This window comes from Massilia sp. 05N420 (genome assembly GCF_056397205.1).
In genome coordinates this window covers 1-13,509 of sequence record NZ_JBFTMX010000075.1, presented here as the reverse complement: position 1 = coordinate 13,509, position 13,509 = coordinate 1, and the positions used below count along the sequence as shown (strand labels likewise).

At 65.0% G+C, this 13,509-nt stretch carries 13 protein-coding genes; all 13 read right to left on the bottom strand.

Annotated features, from left to right (window positions below):
- Window positions 1-73: 73 nt before the first annotated feature.
- Complete coding sequence (locus AC1DIX_RS26895) at window positions 74-616, bottom strand: phosphoribosyltransferase (protein WP_442121877.1); 543 nt, start codon at window positions 614-616, stop codon at window positions 74-76.
- Between the two features lie 23 nt (window positions 617-639).
- Window positions 640-1,950 (bottom strand): adenylosuccinate synthase, encoded by a 1,311-nt coding sequence (locus AC1DIX_RS26890; protein WP_442121878.1) that lies wholly within the window; start codon window positions 1,948-1,950, stop codon window positions 640-642.
- Between the two features lie 3 nt (window positions 1,951-1,953).
- Window positions 1,954-3,108, bottom strand: coding sequence for an ATP phosphoribosyltransferase regulatory subunit (locus AC1DIX_RS26885; protein WP_477328316.1), 1,155 nt, complete (start codon window positions 3,106-3,108; stop codon window positions 1,954-1,956).
- A 120-nt stretch (window positions 3,109-3,228) separates the two neighbouring features.
- Entirely contained in the window at window positions 3,229-4,107 is an 879-nt protein-coding gene (gene hflC, locus AC1DIX_RS26880) for a protease modulator HflC (protein WP_477328314.1), read from the bottom strand.
- On the bottom strand, window positions 4,107-5,480 hold the full coding sequence (gene hflK, locus AC1DIX_RS26875) for an FtsH protease activity modulator HflK (protein ID WP_477328312.1): 1,374 nt from the start codon (window positions 5,478-5,480) through the stop codon (window positions 4,107-4,109). Before hflK ends, hflC begins: the two co-directional genes overlap by 1 nt.
- A 3-nt stretch (window positions 5,481-5,483) precedes the next feature.
- The gene (hflX, locus tag AC1DIX_RS26870) at window positions 5,484-6,665 is read right to left on the bottom strand and encodes a GTPase HflX (protein ID WP_477251139.1); all 1,182 of its coding nucleotides are present in this window, start codon (window positions 6,663-6,665) and stop codon (window positions 5,484-5,486) included.
- Window positions 6,666-6,694: 29 nt separating this feature from the next.
- Complete coding sequence (gene hfq / locus AC1DIX_RS26865) at window positions 6,695-6,931, bottom strand: RNA chaperone Hfq (RefSeq protein ID WP_036168820.1); 237 nt, start codon at window positions 6,929-6,931, stop codon at window positions 6,695-6,697.
- 260 nt (window positions 6,932-7,191) lie between these two features.
- On the bottom strand, window positions 7,192-8,529 hold the full coding sequence (der, locus tag AC1DIX_RS26860) for a ribosome biogenesis GTPase Der (RefSeq protein WP_442121882.1): 1,338 nt from the start codon (window positions 8,527-8,529) through the stop codon (window positions 7,192-7,194).
- A 7-nt stretch (window positions 8,530-8,536) separates the two neighbouring features.
- On the bottom strand, window positions 8,537-9,691 hold the full coding sequence (gene bamB, locus AC1DIX_RS26855; RefSeq protein ID WP_442121883.1) for an outer membrane protein assembly factor BamB: 1,155 nt from the start codon (window positions 9,689-9,691) through the stop codon (window positions 8,537-8,539).
- An 88-nt stretch (window positions 9,692-9,779) separates the two neighbouring features.
- On the bottom strand, window positions 9,780-10,433 hold the full coding sequence (locus tag AC1DIX_RS26850; protein ID WP_442121884.1) for a YfgM family protein: 654 nt from the start codon (window positions 10,431-10,433) through the stop codon (window positions 9,780-9,782).
- A gap of 36 nt (window positions 10,434-10,469) precedes the next feature.
- Window positions 10,470-11,816: a histidine--tRNA ligase gene (hisS, locus tag AC1DIX_RS26845; RefSeq protein ID WP_477328311.1), complete on the bottom strand. Its 1,347-nt coding sequence runs from the start codon at window positions 11,814-11,816 to the stop codon at window positions 10,470-10,472.
- Window positions 11,817-11,884: 68 nt separating this feature from the next.
- The gene (gene ispG / locus AC1DIX_RS26840) at window positions 11,885-13,156 is read right to left on the bottom strand and encodes a flavodoxin-dependent (E)-4-hydroxy-3-methylbut-2-enyl-diphosphate synthase (protein WP_442121886.1); all 1,272 of its coding nucleotides are present in this window, start codon (window positions 13,154-13,156) and stop codon (window positions 11,885-11,887) included.
- A gap of 37 nt (window positions 13,157-13,193) precedes the next feature.
- A partial coding sequence (locus AC1DIX_RS26835) for a DUF4115 domain-containing protein (protein ID WP_477328309.1) occupies window positions 13,194-13,509 on the bottom strand: 316 nt, incomplete at its 5' end.

The window sequence follows — 13,509 nt, the reverse complement described above, 5'->3', positions numbered from 1 at the left end:
ATGCGCCCCGATTCAACTTGGGCCCCCGCCTGCGCGGGGGCGACGACTAAAAGGCGCGAGAGCGCCGTCGTCTTCAGTTCTTCTCGAACTTCTTCATCCACGCCGACAGCTGGTGCGGACGCAGGCCATCGTAGTCTTCGAACGGCTGGTGGATCCACGGGTTGTGCGGCAGGTCTTCCAGGTGGTAGTCCGGAACCAGCGACGAGGTGCCCTTGACCCAGATGACGGCCGAACGCACTTCGGTGACGTCCGGGTAGTTGGCGGTCAGGTGCTCGCTCACTTTTGCCAGGGTCACGCCGGAGTCGGCCAGGTCATCGACCAGCAGGATCTTGCCGGCCAGCGGGCCCTTGGTCATCGTCATGTACTTGGCGATGTCCAGGTCGCCCTGCTTCTTGCCGGATTCTTCGCGGTAGGAGCTGGTCGACAGGATCGCCAGCGGCACGTCGAAGATGCGCGAGATCACGTCGCCGGGACGCACGCCGCCGCGCGCCAGGCACAGGACCATGTCGAACTTCCAGTTCGATTCGTAGACCTTCAGCGCCAGGCGCTCGACCAGGCGGTTGTACTCATCCCAGGAGACCCACAGATCCTTGTCGGTCGATGCAGGAGTATTCATAGCTTTGGTAATTCCTATTGTTCTTATGCGGCAAACGGGTGACGCAGCACGATGGTTTCTTCACGGTCCGGACCGGTCGACACCATATCGACAGGAACACCGACCAGCTCTTCGATGCGCTTGATGTAAGCGCGGGCAGCGGCCGGCAACTCGTCCATGGACTTGGCGCCGACGGTGCTTTCCTTCCAGCCCGGCATCTCTTCGTAGACCGGCACGCAGGCGGCCGCCTCTTCCGCGCCGACCGGGAAGATGTCGACGTCACGGCCGTCGATCTTGTAGCCGGTGCACAGCTTCAGGGACTCGATGCCGTCCAGGACGTCGAGCTTGGTCAGGCACATGCCGGTCACGCCGTTGATCTGGACCGAGCGGCGCAGCAGCGCGGCGTCGAACCAGCCGCAGCGGCGCGCACGGCCGGTCACGGTGCCGAACTCGTGGCCCACGCGCGACAGGTGCTCGCCGACGCCGGCGTCGGTCGGCAGTTCGGACGGGAACGGGCCCGAACCCACGCGGGTGGTGTAGGCCTTGGTGATGCCCATGATGTAGTGCAGCATGCCCGGACCCACGCCCGAACCGGCGGCGGCGTTGCCGGCCACGCAGTTCGACGAGGTCACGAACGGATAGGTGCCGTGGTCGACGTCCAGCAGCGAGCCTTGCGCGCCTTCGAACAACAGGTGGCCGCCGGCCTTGTGGGCCGCGTACAGGGCCGAGCTGACGTCGCCGACCATCGGACGCAGGCGCGGCACGAGGGCCATCGCGTCGTCGAAGGTCTTCTGGAAGTCGATTGCCTGGGATTTCAGGTAACCGGTCAGCACGAAGTTGTGGTAGTCCAGGTTCTCGCGCAGCTTTTCGGCGAAACGGGTCTCGTTCAGCATGTCGGCGATACGGATCGCGCGGCGTGCCACCTTGTCTTCGTAGGCCGGGCCGATGCCCTTGCCGGTGGTGCCGATCTTGTTGACGCCGCGGGCCGCTTCACGGGCGACGTCGATGGCGACGTGGTAAGGCAGGATGACCGGGCAGGCTTCCGAGATCTTCAGGCGCGAAGCGACTTCGACGCCGGCAGCTTCCAGCTTGTCGATCTCGCGCATCACGTCCGGCACCGAGACCACGACGCCGTTGCCGATGTAGCAGGCCACGCCTTCGCGCATGATGCCCGACGGGATCAGTTGGAGTGCCGTCTTCTGGCCCTTGATCACCAGCGTGTGGCCGGCATTGTGGCCTCCCTGGAAACGCACCACGCCGGCGGCATGGTCGGTCAGCCAGTCGACGATCTTACCCTTGCCCTCATCGCCCCATTGGGTGCCGATGACAACGACGTTCTTAGCAGTATTTGACATCACTTAACCTAAGTTTTTGAGAATCCAATTTCCTTGTTCGAGGACGAGCACACGGTCGCACTCGAACTCGTCCTGTACGTTTTCATGACCCGGCATGGACTGGATCACGACTTCGCCTGCCTTGCGCAGTTCAGCGATTTTTTCGCGCAGCTCGGGCGCATTGCCCCACGGCGCACGGATGGCGTGTTTGCGGTCGGCGGTCGGCAGCAGCCGCGCCAGCTCGCGCAGGTCGAGCGAGAAGCCGGTTGCCGGACGCGCGCGTCCGAAGGCTTCGCCGACGTGGTCGTAACGGCCGCCGCGGGCGACGGCATTCGGCAGGCCCGGCACGTAGAGCGCGAACATGGCGCCGCTCTCGTACTGGTAGCCGCGCAGGTCGGCCAGGTCGATCGCCACCTGGGCGCGACCGATCGCACAGCCGGCCAGCGCCGCCAGTTCGGCCAGCGCGCGGGTGRTGCCCGGCAGCGCCGGCAGCACTTCTTTTGCACGGGTCAGCACGTCGACGTCGCCATACAGGTTCGGCAGCGCCATCAGGGCGGCGCGGGTCGCTTGCGCATGGTTCTGCGTCGCTTCGTCCAGGCCCGGCATGTCCTTCGATTTCAGCAGGCCGTGCAGCAGCTGCTCGTCGCGTTTGGCGGCCGGGTCTTCGGCCAGGATCGCGCGCAGCACGCCGGCGTGCGACAGGTCCAGGCGCGGCTGTTCGAAGCCGGCCAGCGCCAGCGTGGCGAGGGCCAGTTCCTGGATCTCGGCGTCGGCTTCGAGGCCGGCGTGGCCGTAGATTTCGGCGCCGATCTGGAGTTGTTCACGGGTCGCGTGCAAGCCGGACGGGCGGGTGTGCAGCACCGTGCCGGCATAGCACAGGCGGGTGACGCTATCCCTGTTCAAGAGGTGCGCGTCGATGCGGGCGACCTGGGTCGTCATGTCGGCGCGCAGGCCGAGCAGGCGGCCGCTCATCGAATCGACCAGCTTGAAGGTCTTGGAGTCGGTGTCCTGCCCTGCGCCGGCCAGCAGCGATTCGACGTACTCGAGCATCGGCGGCATGACCAGCTCGTATCCATAGGTGCGGAAGGTGTCGAGCATGAGGCGGCGCAGTTCCTCGATCTTGCGCGCTTCGGACGGCAAGACGTCGGCGATATTCTCGGGCAGTAGCCAGGTAGGCATGGGCAAAGCGATTGGGTTCGTTAAAGATAGGGCAACGGAGCACGCGGCTTTGCACGCGTGGCACGGGGTGCCCACCCTACAGTATGCGTAGGGTGGGCGCCCCGCGCCCACGCCCACACGTCATTTACCCGCGCCGGGCCCGCGGAAATACTTGAAGAACTCGGAATTCGAATCCAGCACCAGCACGTCGCTGCGGCTCTTGAAGGTGGCGCGATAGGCCTCCAGCGAGCGGTAGAAGCGGTAGAACTCGGGGTTCTTGCCGAAGGACTGGGCATAGATCTGGCTCGCCTTGGCATYGCCCTCGCCCCTGATGGTTTCGGCGTTGCGGAAGGCTTCGGCCAGGATCACGCTGCGCTGGCGTTCGGCGTCGGCGCGGATCTGCTCGGCTTCGGCCGTGCCGGTCGAGCGGGTCTCGGCGGCCACGCGCAGGCGCTCGGCCTTCATGCGCTCGAACACCGCGTTGTTGACCTGGGCGGTGAAGTCGACGCGCTTGAGGCGCAGGTCGACGATCTCGACGCCGAGCTGGCGGCTGTTGGCGGCCACGCGCTCGCGCAGGGCATTCGCCAGCTCCTGGCGCTGGCCGGAGACGACTTCGCCGACCTTGCGGGTGGCRATCTCGGCGTTCATGGCCACCTGCACCACCTGGGCCACGCGTTCGGCGCCGCGTCCGGCGTTGCCGCTGCCGACCGCGCCCAGGTACTGGCGCGGATCAGTGATGCGCCATTTGACGAAGGCGTCGACCAGCAGGTCCTTCTTCTCCGCCGTCACGAAGCGTTCGCCGTCGGCGGTGTCGAGGGTCTGCAGGCGCTTGTCGAGGTAGACCACGGTCTGGAGCGGCGACGGCAGCTTGAAGTGCAGGCCGGGCTCCTTGATCACCTCGCGCAGTTCGCCGAGGGCATAGACCACGGCATAGCGGTGCTGGTCGACCACGAAGAAGCTCGAGGCGAGCAGGCTCAGGACGATGGCCGCCCCGATCACGATCGAAATCAGGCGGCTCATCAGCGGGTCTCCCTTTCACGCGAGGAATCGCGGCTGCGCGGATCGATCTTGCGCACCGATTCCAGCGGGTGGTTCTCCGTTGCGGGCACGGCCTGGACCTGCTGTTGCGGGTTCTGCGGCTGCGGCGCTTGCTGACCCTGGGCCTGCTGCTGGGCCTGGGGCTGCTGCGCCTGGTTCGGCTGGCCCTGGGCGCCCTGCGGCGCCGGCATGACCGGGCCCGAACGGCTGCCCATCGCCTGCTCGTTGGCGACCGATTGGTTCAGCATGCGGTCGAGCGGCAGGTAGATCTGGTTCGAGGTCTTGGCGTCGATCATGACCTTGCTGGTGCTGGAGAAGATCTGCTGCATGGTGTCGATGTACATGCGGTCGCGGGTGACGCCCGGCGCCTTCGCGTATTCGGCCACGACCTGGTTGAAGCGGGCGACATTGCCTTCCGCCGTGTTCACGGTGGTCGCGCGGTAGGCTTCGGCATCCTGCTTCATGCGCTCCGCCTTGCCCTTGGCCTGCGGGACGATGTCGTCGGCATAGGCCTGGGCTTCGCTGCGGGCACGGGACCGGTCTTCCTGGGCCTTGACGGTTTCCTCGAAGGCGCTTGCCACCTGCTCGGGCGCCGCCAGCGACTGCACGGTCACACCGGTGACGTCGGCGCCCATCTTGTAGCGCTCCAGCATCTGCTCGACCATGACGCGCGCTTCGCCGGCCAGCTTGTCGCGGTTTTCGGCGAGCACGGCATCCATGCTGCGGCGGCCGACCAGTTCGCGCACGGCGGTTTCGGCGGCATCGCGCATGGTCTCGACCTGGTCGCTGTTGTTGAACACCCAGGCGACCGGATCGGTGACCYTGTACTGCACCGAGAACTGGACGTCGACCAGGTTCTCGTCCGCGGTCAGCATCAGGGCTTCGTTCAGCTGCTTGTTGCGCACGTTCGCGCGGTAGCCGACTTCGACGGTCTGGACCTGGCTCACGTTGACCGTCTGGTGGGCCTGGAACGGGGCCGGCCAGCGCCAGTTGAAACCGGCGCCGGTCTTGTGCGACAGCTCGCCGAAGGTGGTGACGAGGCCGACCTGGCCTTCCGGCACGATGAAGGCGCCGCTGGCGAGCCAGATCAGGACCAGGATGGCGCCGACCACGGTCGCGGTGACGCCGACGCCCCGGGCATCCGGGCGATAGCCGCCGCCATCGCCGCCGCGCTTGCCGAACAGGCGGTTCAAGCGCTGATTGAAATCGCGCCACAGCTGGTCGAGATCGGGCGGACCGTCGTTGCCCTGGTTCTTACCCTGCTGGATCTTGCGTTCGTCGCCGGGTTTGTGGCCCCAGCGGGGATCGTTTAGTGACAGGGTGATGCCGAGACGTTTGAAGAGTGAAACGAGCATAGGCTAGTGTGGTCCCACATGGGTGGAATTCGGAATATTCTCAGCCGTCCCGGGCTGCACCTCGTGCGCGAAGCCGGAATCGTCGCCGTCCTGCTCGTCGGCATGCGTCACACCGGGCTCGGGTCTGGCCGCCTCGACGATCGCGTCGCGCAGCAGATCCAGGCCGGCGCCACTATGGGCGCTGATAAAAACGCGGCTGATTTTATCATATTCATCACGTTCCACCCCGGGCTCGAGCCCGGCCGCATCGATCTTGTTCCAGACCAGGATCTGCGGGATGTGGTCTGCGCCGATTTCGCGCAGCACCTCGTTGACCTGCTCGATCTGCTCCATCCGCACCGGTGACGAGCCGTCGACCACGTGCAGCAGCAGGTCGGCATGGATGGTTTCTTCCAGGGTGGCGCGGAAGGCGGCCACCAGTTGGTGCGGCAGTTCGCGCACGAAACCAACCGTATCGGACACCACCACGTTGCCGGTTTCCTGCCCCAGGTAGAGGCGGCGGCTGGTGGTGTCCAGGGTCGCGAACAGCTGGTTCGCGACGTACACCCCGGCCTTGGTCAGGGTGTTGAACAGGGTCGACTTGCCGGCATTGGTATAGCCGACCAGCGACACCGAGAATGTCTGGTTGCGTCCGCGCGAGCGGCGCTGGGTTTCATGCTGCTTGCGCAGCTTGGACAGGCGGGTGCGCAGCATCTTGACGCGCTCGCCGATCAGGCGGCGGTCGGTCTCGAGCTGGGTTTCGCCGGGACCGCGCAGGCCGATACCGCCCTTCTGGCGTTCCAGGTGGGTCCAGCCGCGGATCAGGCGCGTGGCCAGGTGCTGCAACTGGGCCAGCTCGACCTGCAGCTTGCCCTCGTGGCTCTGGGCGCGCTGGGCGAAGATGTCAAGGATGAGGCTGGTACGGTCGACCACGCGGATATTGAGGCGGCGCTCCAGGTTACGTTGCTGGGCGGGCGACAGGGCGTGGTTGAAGATGACGATCTCGATCCGCTCGGCCAGGCAGGCCTGGGCGATTTCGTCGGCCTTGCCGCTGCCGACGAAATGCGCTGGATCAGGACTGTTGCGTTTTGCGGTGATCGTGGTGATCGGATCCGCTCCGGCGGAACGCGCCAGCAATGCCAGTTCTTCCAGGCTGGCCGCGAAATCGCCACGGCCAAAGTCGATACCGACCAATGCTGCGCGCATGGTGTTGCCGGACACGTCAGCCATCGACCTCACTCGGCGTCTTGTTCGAGGTTGAGGTTGACGGCGCGTGCGGGAACGACGGTGGAAATGGCGTGCTTGTAGACCATCTGGGTGACGGTATTACGGAGCAGAACCACATACTGGTCGAAGGACTCGATGTGTCCCTGGAGCTTGATACCGTTGACCAGATAGATCGAAACGGGAACGTGCTCCTTGCGCAAGGCGTTCAGGAATGGGTCTTGTAACAGTTGCCCTTTGTTGCTCATAACAGCTCCGTGGTGTTGTTGTCGTATAAAAATTGAGGCGCTATGCCGATTTTCAAGTGCTTGGGCCAACATTCTCACTTTGTGAATGTTTTTCCAAGCCTACTGTAACCTGTTTTACCGTTTTCTGTCGTACTCGTACGGTTAATTCTGGCTTAAAAACCGGTAGGGTGGGCAGCAGGTGCCCACGCGTGACGCCGGCAAATCACATGCGCTACGCGTGGGCACGGTGTGCCCAGCGTGATCGATGCCCCCGGCATCGATCACTCCTTGGCGAAGGGGTTTTTGCCGCTGCGCAGTTCGATCCTGAGCGGGGTACCGATCAGGTCGAAAGTCTCGCGGAAGTGCTTCTCCAGATAGCGCTTGTAAGGCTCGGTGATGCCGTCCAGGGCATTGCCGTGGATGACGATGATGGGCGGATTCTGGCCGCCCTGGTGGGCATAGCGCATCTTCGGACGGGTGCTGCCCTTGCGCTTCGGCTCCTGCTTCTCGACCGCTTCCTGCAGCGCGCGGGTCAGGCGCGGCGTCGACAGCTTGGCGGTGGCGGCGGCATACGCGGTATCGATCGCCTTCATCAGGTGATTGATGCCGGTGCCCTTGAGCGCCGAGATGAACTTGGTCTCGGCGAAGGACAGGAAATCGAGTTTGCGGTCGATGTCGTTCTTGACCTGGTCGCGCTGGTCGGAGGTCAGGCCGTCCCACTTGTTGACGGCAACCACCAGCGCGCGCCCGGTTTCGAGGATGAAGCCGGCGATGTGGGCGTCCGACTCGGCGATGTCCGCCTGCGCGTCCAGCATCAGGACGACCACGTTGGCTTCCGAGATCGACTGCAGGGTCTTCACGACCGAGAACTTCTCGACCGCCTCGAACACCTTGCCGCGGCGGCGGATGCCGGCGGTGTCGATCAGCGTATAGTGCTTGCCGTTCTTCTCGAAAGGTACTTCGATCGAATCGCGGGTGGTGCCCGGCATGTCGAAGGCGATCACGCGCTGCTCGCCGACCAGGGTGTTGATCAGCGTGGACTTGCCGACGTTCGGGCGCCCGATCAGGGCGATCTTGACGCCGTAGTCGGCCGGATCGAATTCCGCCTCTTCCTGCGGGCGCAGGGTGGCGGCTTCGTCGATCGCCTCGTTGACGAGGTCGAGCACGCCGTCGCCGTGGGCGGCCGAGATCACGTAGGGATCGCCCATGCCGAGCTCGTAGAACTCGGCGGTGACGCTGGTGTACTTCATGCCCTCGCTCTTGTTCACCACCAGCATGACCTTGCGGCCGGACTTGCGCAGGAAGTCGGTGATGGTCTTGTCGTGCGGGGTCAGGCCCTGGCGGCCGTCGACGATGAACATCACGATGTCCGCTTCCGCCACGGCCTGCTTCGTCTGCAGCGCCATCTCGTGCATGATGCCTTCCTTGGCGACGGGTTCGAAGCCGCCGGTGTCGATCACCAGGAAGGGGCGTTCGCCGAGGCGGCCCTCGCCGTAGTGACGGTCACGCGTCAGGCCCGGCAGGTCCGCCACCAGCGCATCGCGCGAGCGGGTCATGCGGTTGAATAAGGTGGACTTCCCGACGTTGGGACGTCCTACGAGTGCGATTACCGGCTTCATTTAATTGTTATTCGACCGCGATGGCGGTCACAGTTCCATTTTGTGTTTGAAAAATCAGGTTCGAACCCGCCACCAGCGGAGTCGTACTGATCGCACTGCCGTCGGTGGCGGCACGGGCCAGGAAGGCGCCGTCCTCACGCGACAGGAAGTGCACGTAGCCTTGATAGTCGCCGACTGCGACCGTGCGGCCGTAGGAGACCGGGGTCGAGAGGCGGCGGAAGGCCAGCTTGTCGTTCTTCCATGCGCTGGTGCCGCTGTCGCGGTTGAAGGCATAGACGGCGCCCTTGTCGTCGCTGGCGAACAGGAAGCGCTGGTCGACCGCCACGCCGGCTTCCGACGAGAGGTCGCGGGTCCAGCGCGGGCTGCCGTTTAGCAGGTCCCAGCAGCCGGCGCGTCCCTGGTAGGAGACGGCGCAGACGTCGCCCTCGAACACCGCCGGATAGCCGCCGATGTCGGTCACGCGCTCCAGTTCGGTGGCGCCGCGCGCCACGCCGACTTCGACTTCCCAGCGCGGTGCGCCGGTCGCCAGCAGCAGCGACAGCAGCTTGCCGCCCGGCTGGGCGACGATGACGTCCTTGTCGTGCACCACCATGCCCGGCGCCAGGCGCAGGGTCAGCGGCGGCGAGGTGCGCTGCACGGTCCATTTCTTCTGGCCGGTCGCGGCGTCGTAGCCGACGATGCGATTGTCGATGCTGCGCGCCACCACGATGCCCTGCCCCACCACCGGCGAGGACAGGATCTCGCTCGACAGCTGGGCCTTCCACAACTGCTTGCCGTCCATGTCGAAGGCCATCAGCGTGCCCTTGTCGCCGCCGACGACGATGTAGTTGCCGTCGGTGCCGACGCCGGCGGTCAGTTCCATGCCGGCCTTGACGCGCCACAGCTGGCGGCCGCTGTCGGCTTCGGCACGCACGAGGGTGCCGTCGCCGCCGGCGGCGATCACGGTATTCCCGGCCAGCGCGGGGCTGAACTGGTAGTTGCGGGACTTGCCGACTTCCAGCTTCCAGGCGGTGCGCACCGCCATCGAACCTTTCAGGTCGACCAGCGGCGCCGGCAGGTTGCCCTTCGGCTTGGATGCGAACGGGTTCAGGGAACTGATCGTCGAGCAGCCCGTCATCAGGGCGAGGACACCGACACCTACGAGCTTCCGGGTAATACGCATATTCTTTTGCCTTGTTCTTGGACGTACAAATTACGAATACGTGTGCGCGGTAAGGCGCACGTTAAAACGTCGGGAATGACCGTGGTTCTTATGCCGCGGCCTTCTCAGCCGGCACAGCACCACCGATCGCCTCCAGCTTGATCTGCACGATCTGGCGGCCCGGGTGCTTCTTGTCCATCTTCTCGAGCGCGGCCTGGTAGGCGGTGCGGGCTTCGGGCAGCTTGTTCTGCGCCACCAGGACGTCGCCCTTGCGGTCCGCGACCTCGGCGGCGAACTGCGGCAGGAAGTCGCCGTTCAGCAGGGTCAGCGCCTGGTCATAGGCTTTCTCGTCGAGCAGCACGCCGGACAGGCGCAGGCGCGCGATCGACTTGTACTCGTCGTTGCCATGGTCGACCGCCCACTGCAGCTGGGCCTTGGCGGTCTTCAGGTCGTTGGCGTCGAAAGCGGTCTTGGCGGCGGCCAGCGCAGCCATCTGGGCGTAGGCGGTGCTGTCGTACTTGCTTTCGATGTCGGCGGCCATGCGCTGGACCTTGGCATTGTCGTTGGCCTGGGCGGCCTCGAACATCTGGTCGTACAGGCCCGAGGCTTCGGCTGCCTTGCCGCGCTGGTGCGAATTCCAGAAGTTGTAGCCGGCGTAGCTGCCCAGCGCGATGATCAGCACCCAGCTGATCAGGTTGCCAAAGCGGTTCCAGAAGGCCTTGAAATTGGCTATCTGTTCCTGTTCTTCGAGATCGTATGCCATGGACTCAGTTTCGTGTTTGGTTAATGGATGGGTGGATTACGGATGATAGTGCACGTGGTCGTGATCGTGGTCGTGATCGTGGCCGCCGATGACCTGGTCGACGATGTAGTCGACCGCCTCGTCGAAGGCGACGCTGGTCTGCTGGGCAGCACCCTCGGCTTCGCGCAGCGACTTCACCGCCACCACGTCGTTCTTGACCTCGTCCTCGCCGATGATCACGGCGAACGCCGCGCCCGAGGCGTCGGCCTTCTTCATCTGGCTCTTGAAGCTGCCGGCGCCCTGCGCGGTCGCGCAGTGCAGGACCACGTCCAGGCCGGCGTCGCGAATGCGCTCGGCCAGGATGAAGGCCTTCATTTGCGCTTCCTCGCCCTGGTGGACCATGTAGACGTCGCACTGGCTCGGCGCGGCCGGCTCGCCCTGGCCCTTCATCAGCTCGATCAGGCGCTCCATGCCCATCGCGAAGCCGATGCCCGGGGTCGGCTTGCCGCCCACCATTTCGATCAGCGGATCGTAGCGGCCGCCGGCGCACACGGTGCCCTGGGCGCCCAGTTCGTCGGTGACCCACTCGAACACGGTGCGGTTGTAGTAATCCAGGCCGCGCACCAGGCGCGGGTTGACGGTGTACTGGACGTTGTTGGCGTCGAGGATCTTCTTCAGGCCTTCGAAGTGGGCCAGCGACTCGCCGCCCAGGTATTCGATCAGCTTGGGCGCGGCATTGACCAGGTCCTGCATCGCCGGATTCTTGGTGTCGAGGATGCGCAGCGGGTTGGCGTGCAGGCGGCGCTGGGCCTCGGCGTCCAGTTGTTCGCTATTGGCTTCGAAGTAGGCGATCAGGTCGGCGCGGTGGCGCTGGCGCTCTTCCGCATTGCCGATCGAGTTCAGTTCGAGGCGGATGTTGTCCAGGCCGAGATCATCCCAGACGCGGCGGCACAGCATGATCAGTTCGGCGTCGATGTCCGGGCCGGCAAAGCCGATCGCTTCCGCGCCGAACTGGAAGAACTGGCGGTAGCGGCCGCGCTGCGGACGCTCGTGGCGGAACATCGGGCCCTTGTACCAGAGGCGCTTCGGACCGTCGTAGGCCAGGTTGTGCTCGACCACGGCGCGCACCGCGCCGGCCGTGCCTTCGGGGCGCAGGGTCAGCTGGTCGCCGTTCATCGAGTCTTCGAAGGAATACATTTCCTTCTCGACGATGTCGGTGACGGCGCCGATGGCGCGCGCGAACAGGCCGGTTTCCTCGACGATCGGGGTGACGATCTTCTGGTAGCCGTAGCTCTTCAGCACGGATTCCACGGTGTTTTCGAACAGCTCCCACAGCGGCGCGTCGGCCGGGAGGATGTCGTTCATGCCTTTGATGGCGACAATCTTTTCTTTTTTATCGGACATTTCAATTTCCCGTTACTGTCGTGCCGGACACTGCCCGGCCCGCCTTCCCGCGAAAGCGGGAATGACAGTTAAATGGTTTCAGCCTGCTTCGAATAATTCTTCTGCACGTAATTCAGCACGATCGTCTTGAACTCATCCACGATCCGCTCGCCCCGCAGTGTAGCGACCTTTTGGCCATCCACAAAGACCGGCGCCGCCGGCGACTCGCCGGTGCCGGGCAGCGAGATGCCGATGTTCGCGTGCTTCGATTCGCCCGGACCGTTGACGATGCAGCCCATCACGGCGACGTTCATCGCCTCCACGCCCGGATAGGTCTTCTTCCATTCCGGCATCTGCTCGCGCAGGAAGGTCTGGATATTGTCGGCCAGTTCCTGGAACACGGTCGAGGTCGTGCGGCCGCAACCCGGGCAGGCGATCACCATCGGGGTGAACTTGCGCAAGCCCATGGTCTGCAGGATTTCCTGGCCCACCACCACCTCCTTGGTGCGGTCGCCGCCCGGTTCCGGGGTCAGCGAGATGCGGATGGTGTCGCCGATGCCCTCCTGCAGCAGCACGGACAGTGCCGCGGTCGAGGCGACGATGCCCTTGCTGCCCATGCCGGCCTCGGTCAGGCCCAGGTGCAGCGGGTAGTCGCAGCGCTTGCCGAGTTCGCGGTAGACGGCGATCAGGTCCTGCACGCCCGACACCTTGCACGACAGGATGATCTTGTCACGCGCCAGGCCGATTTCTTCGGCGCGCACGGCATTCTCGATCGCCGAAGTGATCAGGGCTTCGTACATCACGGCCTGGGCGCTCCACGGCTGGGCGCGGGCGGCGTTCTCGTCCATGATACGGGCCAGCAGCGACTGGTCCAGGCTGCCCCAGTTGACGCCGATACGGACCGGCTTGTCGTGCTTGATCGCGATTTCGATCATCTGGGCGAACTGGGTGTCGCGCTTGGCGCCCTGTCCCACATTGCCCGGATTGATACGGTACTTCGACAGCGCCTGGGCACATTCCGGATAGTCGCGCAGCAGCAGGTGGCCGTTGTAGTGGAAATCGCCGACCAGCGGGACGTCGACCTCCATCTTGTCGAGCTGTTCGCGGATGGCCGGCACGGCGGCCGCGGCTTCCGGCGTGTTGACCGTGATGCGCACGATCTCGGAACCGGCGCGCGCCAGCTCCTTGACCTGGATCGCGGTGCCGATCACGTCGGCGGTATCGGTATTCGTCATCGACTGCACGACGACGGGGGCGTCGCCGCCGACCCAGACCTTGCGCTCGCCGTGCTGGACCAGCACGCTGCGGCTGGCGCGGCGCGCCAGCGGACCGGAGGGAATGGGCGAATGTGTAGTGGTCATGTTGCGGTGTAGTCCGTTATTGCAATTTATTGCACGCTTATTGCACGTTAACCAGCGAGTAGGTCTTGCCCGGCACCAGCGGCAGCGCCACCGGGGCGCCGCGCAGGCTGGCCGAGACAGCGCCCGGGTTGCCGACGATCACGCGCACGGGCTGGTCGACGTTCACGGTTTCGGTACTGCCAGCCTTGACGAGGCGCTTGATCATCGGGGTACCGCCCTTGGCCGGACGCACTTCGATCCAGGCATCCTCTCGCACGTTCAGCACCAGGGCGTTGGCGCCGCTGGCCGGCGCGGCGGCCGGCGCGGTCGCAGCCGGGGCGGCAGCCGCCGCCTGCACGGTCGCCGGGTTGGCC

Coding starts and splice junctions, on each gene's coding strand:
- hflX (WP_477251139.1), bottom strand. CDS start 6,665: ATGCGCGCAGCATTGGTCGGTATCGACTTTGGCCGTGGCGATTTCGCG.
- ispG (WP_442121886.1), bottom strand. CDS start 13,156: ATGACCACTACACATTCGCCCATTCCCTCCGGTCCGCTGGCGCGCCGC.
- AC1DIX_RS26895 (WP_442121877.1), bottom strand. CDS start 616: ATGAATACTCCTGCATCGACCGACAAGGATCTGTGGGTCTCCTGGGAT.
- der (WP_442121882.1), bottom strand. CDS start 8,529: ATGAAGCCGGTAATCGCACTCGTAGGACGTCCCAACGTCGGGAAGTCC.
- hisS (WP_477328311.1), bottom strand. CDS start 11,816: ATGTCCGATAAAAAAGAAAAGATTGTCGCCATCAAAGGCATGAACGAC.
- hfq (WP_036168820.1), bottom strand. CDS start 6,931: ATGAGCAACAAAGGGCAACTGTTACAAGACCCATTCCTGAACGCCTTG.
- AC1DIX_RS26850 (WP_442121884.1), bottom strand. CDS start 10,433: ATGGCATACGATCTCGAAGAACAGGAACAGATAGCCAATTTCAAGGCC.
- bamB (WP_442121883.1), bottom strand. CDS start 9,691: ATGCGTATTACCCGGAAGCTCGTAGGTGTCGGTGTCCTCGCCCTGATG.
- AC1DIX_RS26890 (WP_442121878.1), bottom strand. CDS start 1,950: ATGTCAAATACTGCTAAGAACGTCGTTGTCATCGGCACCCAATGGGGC.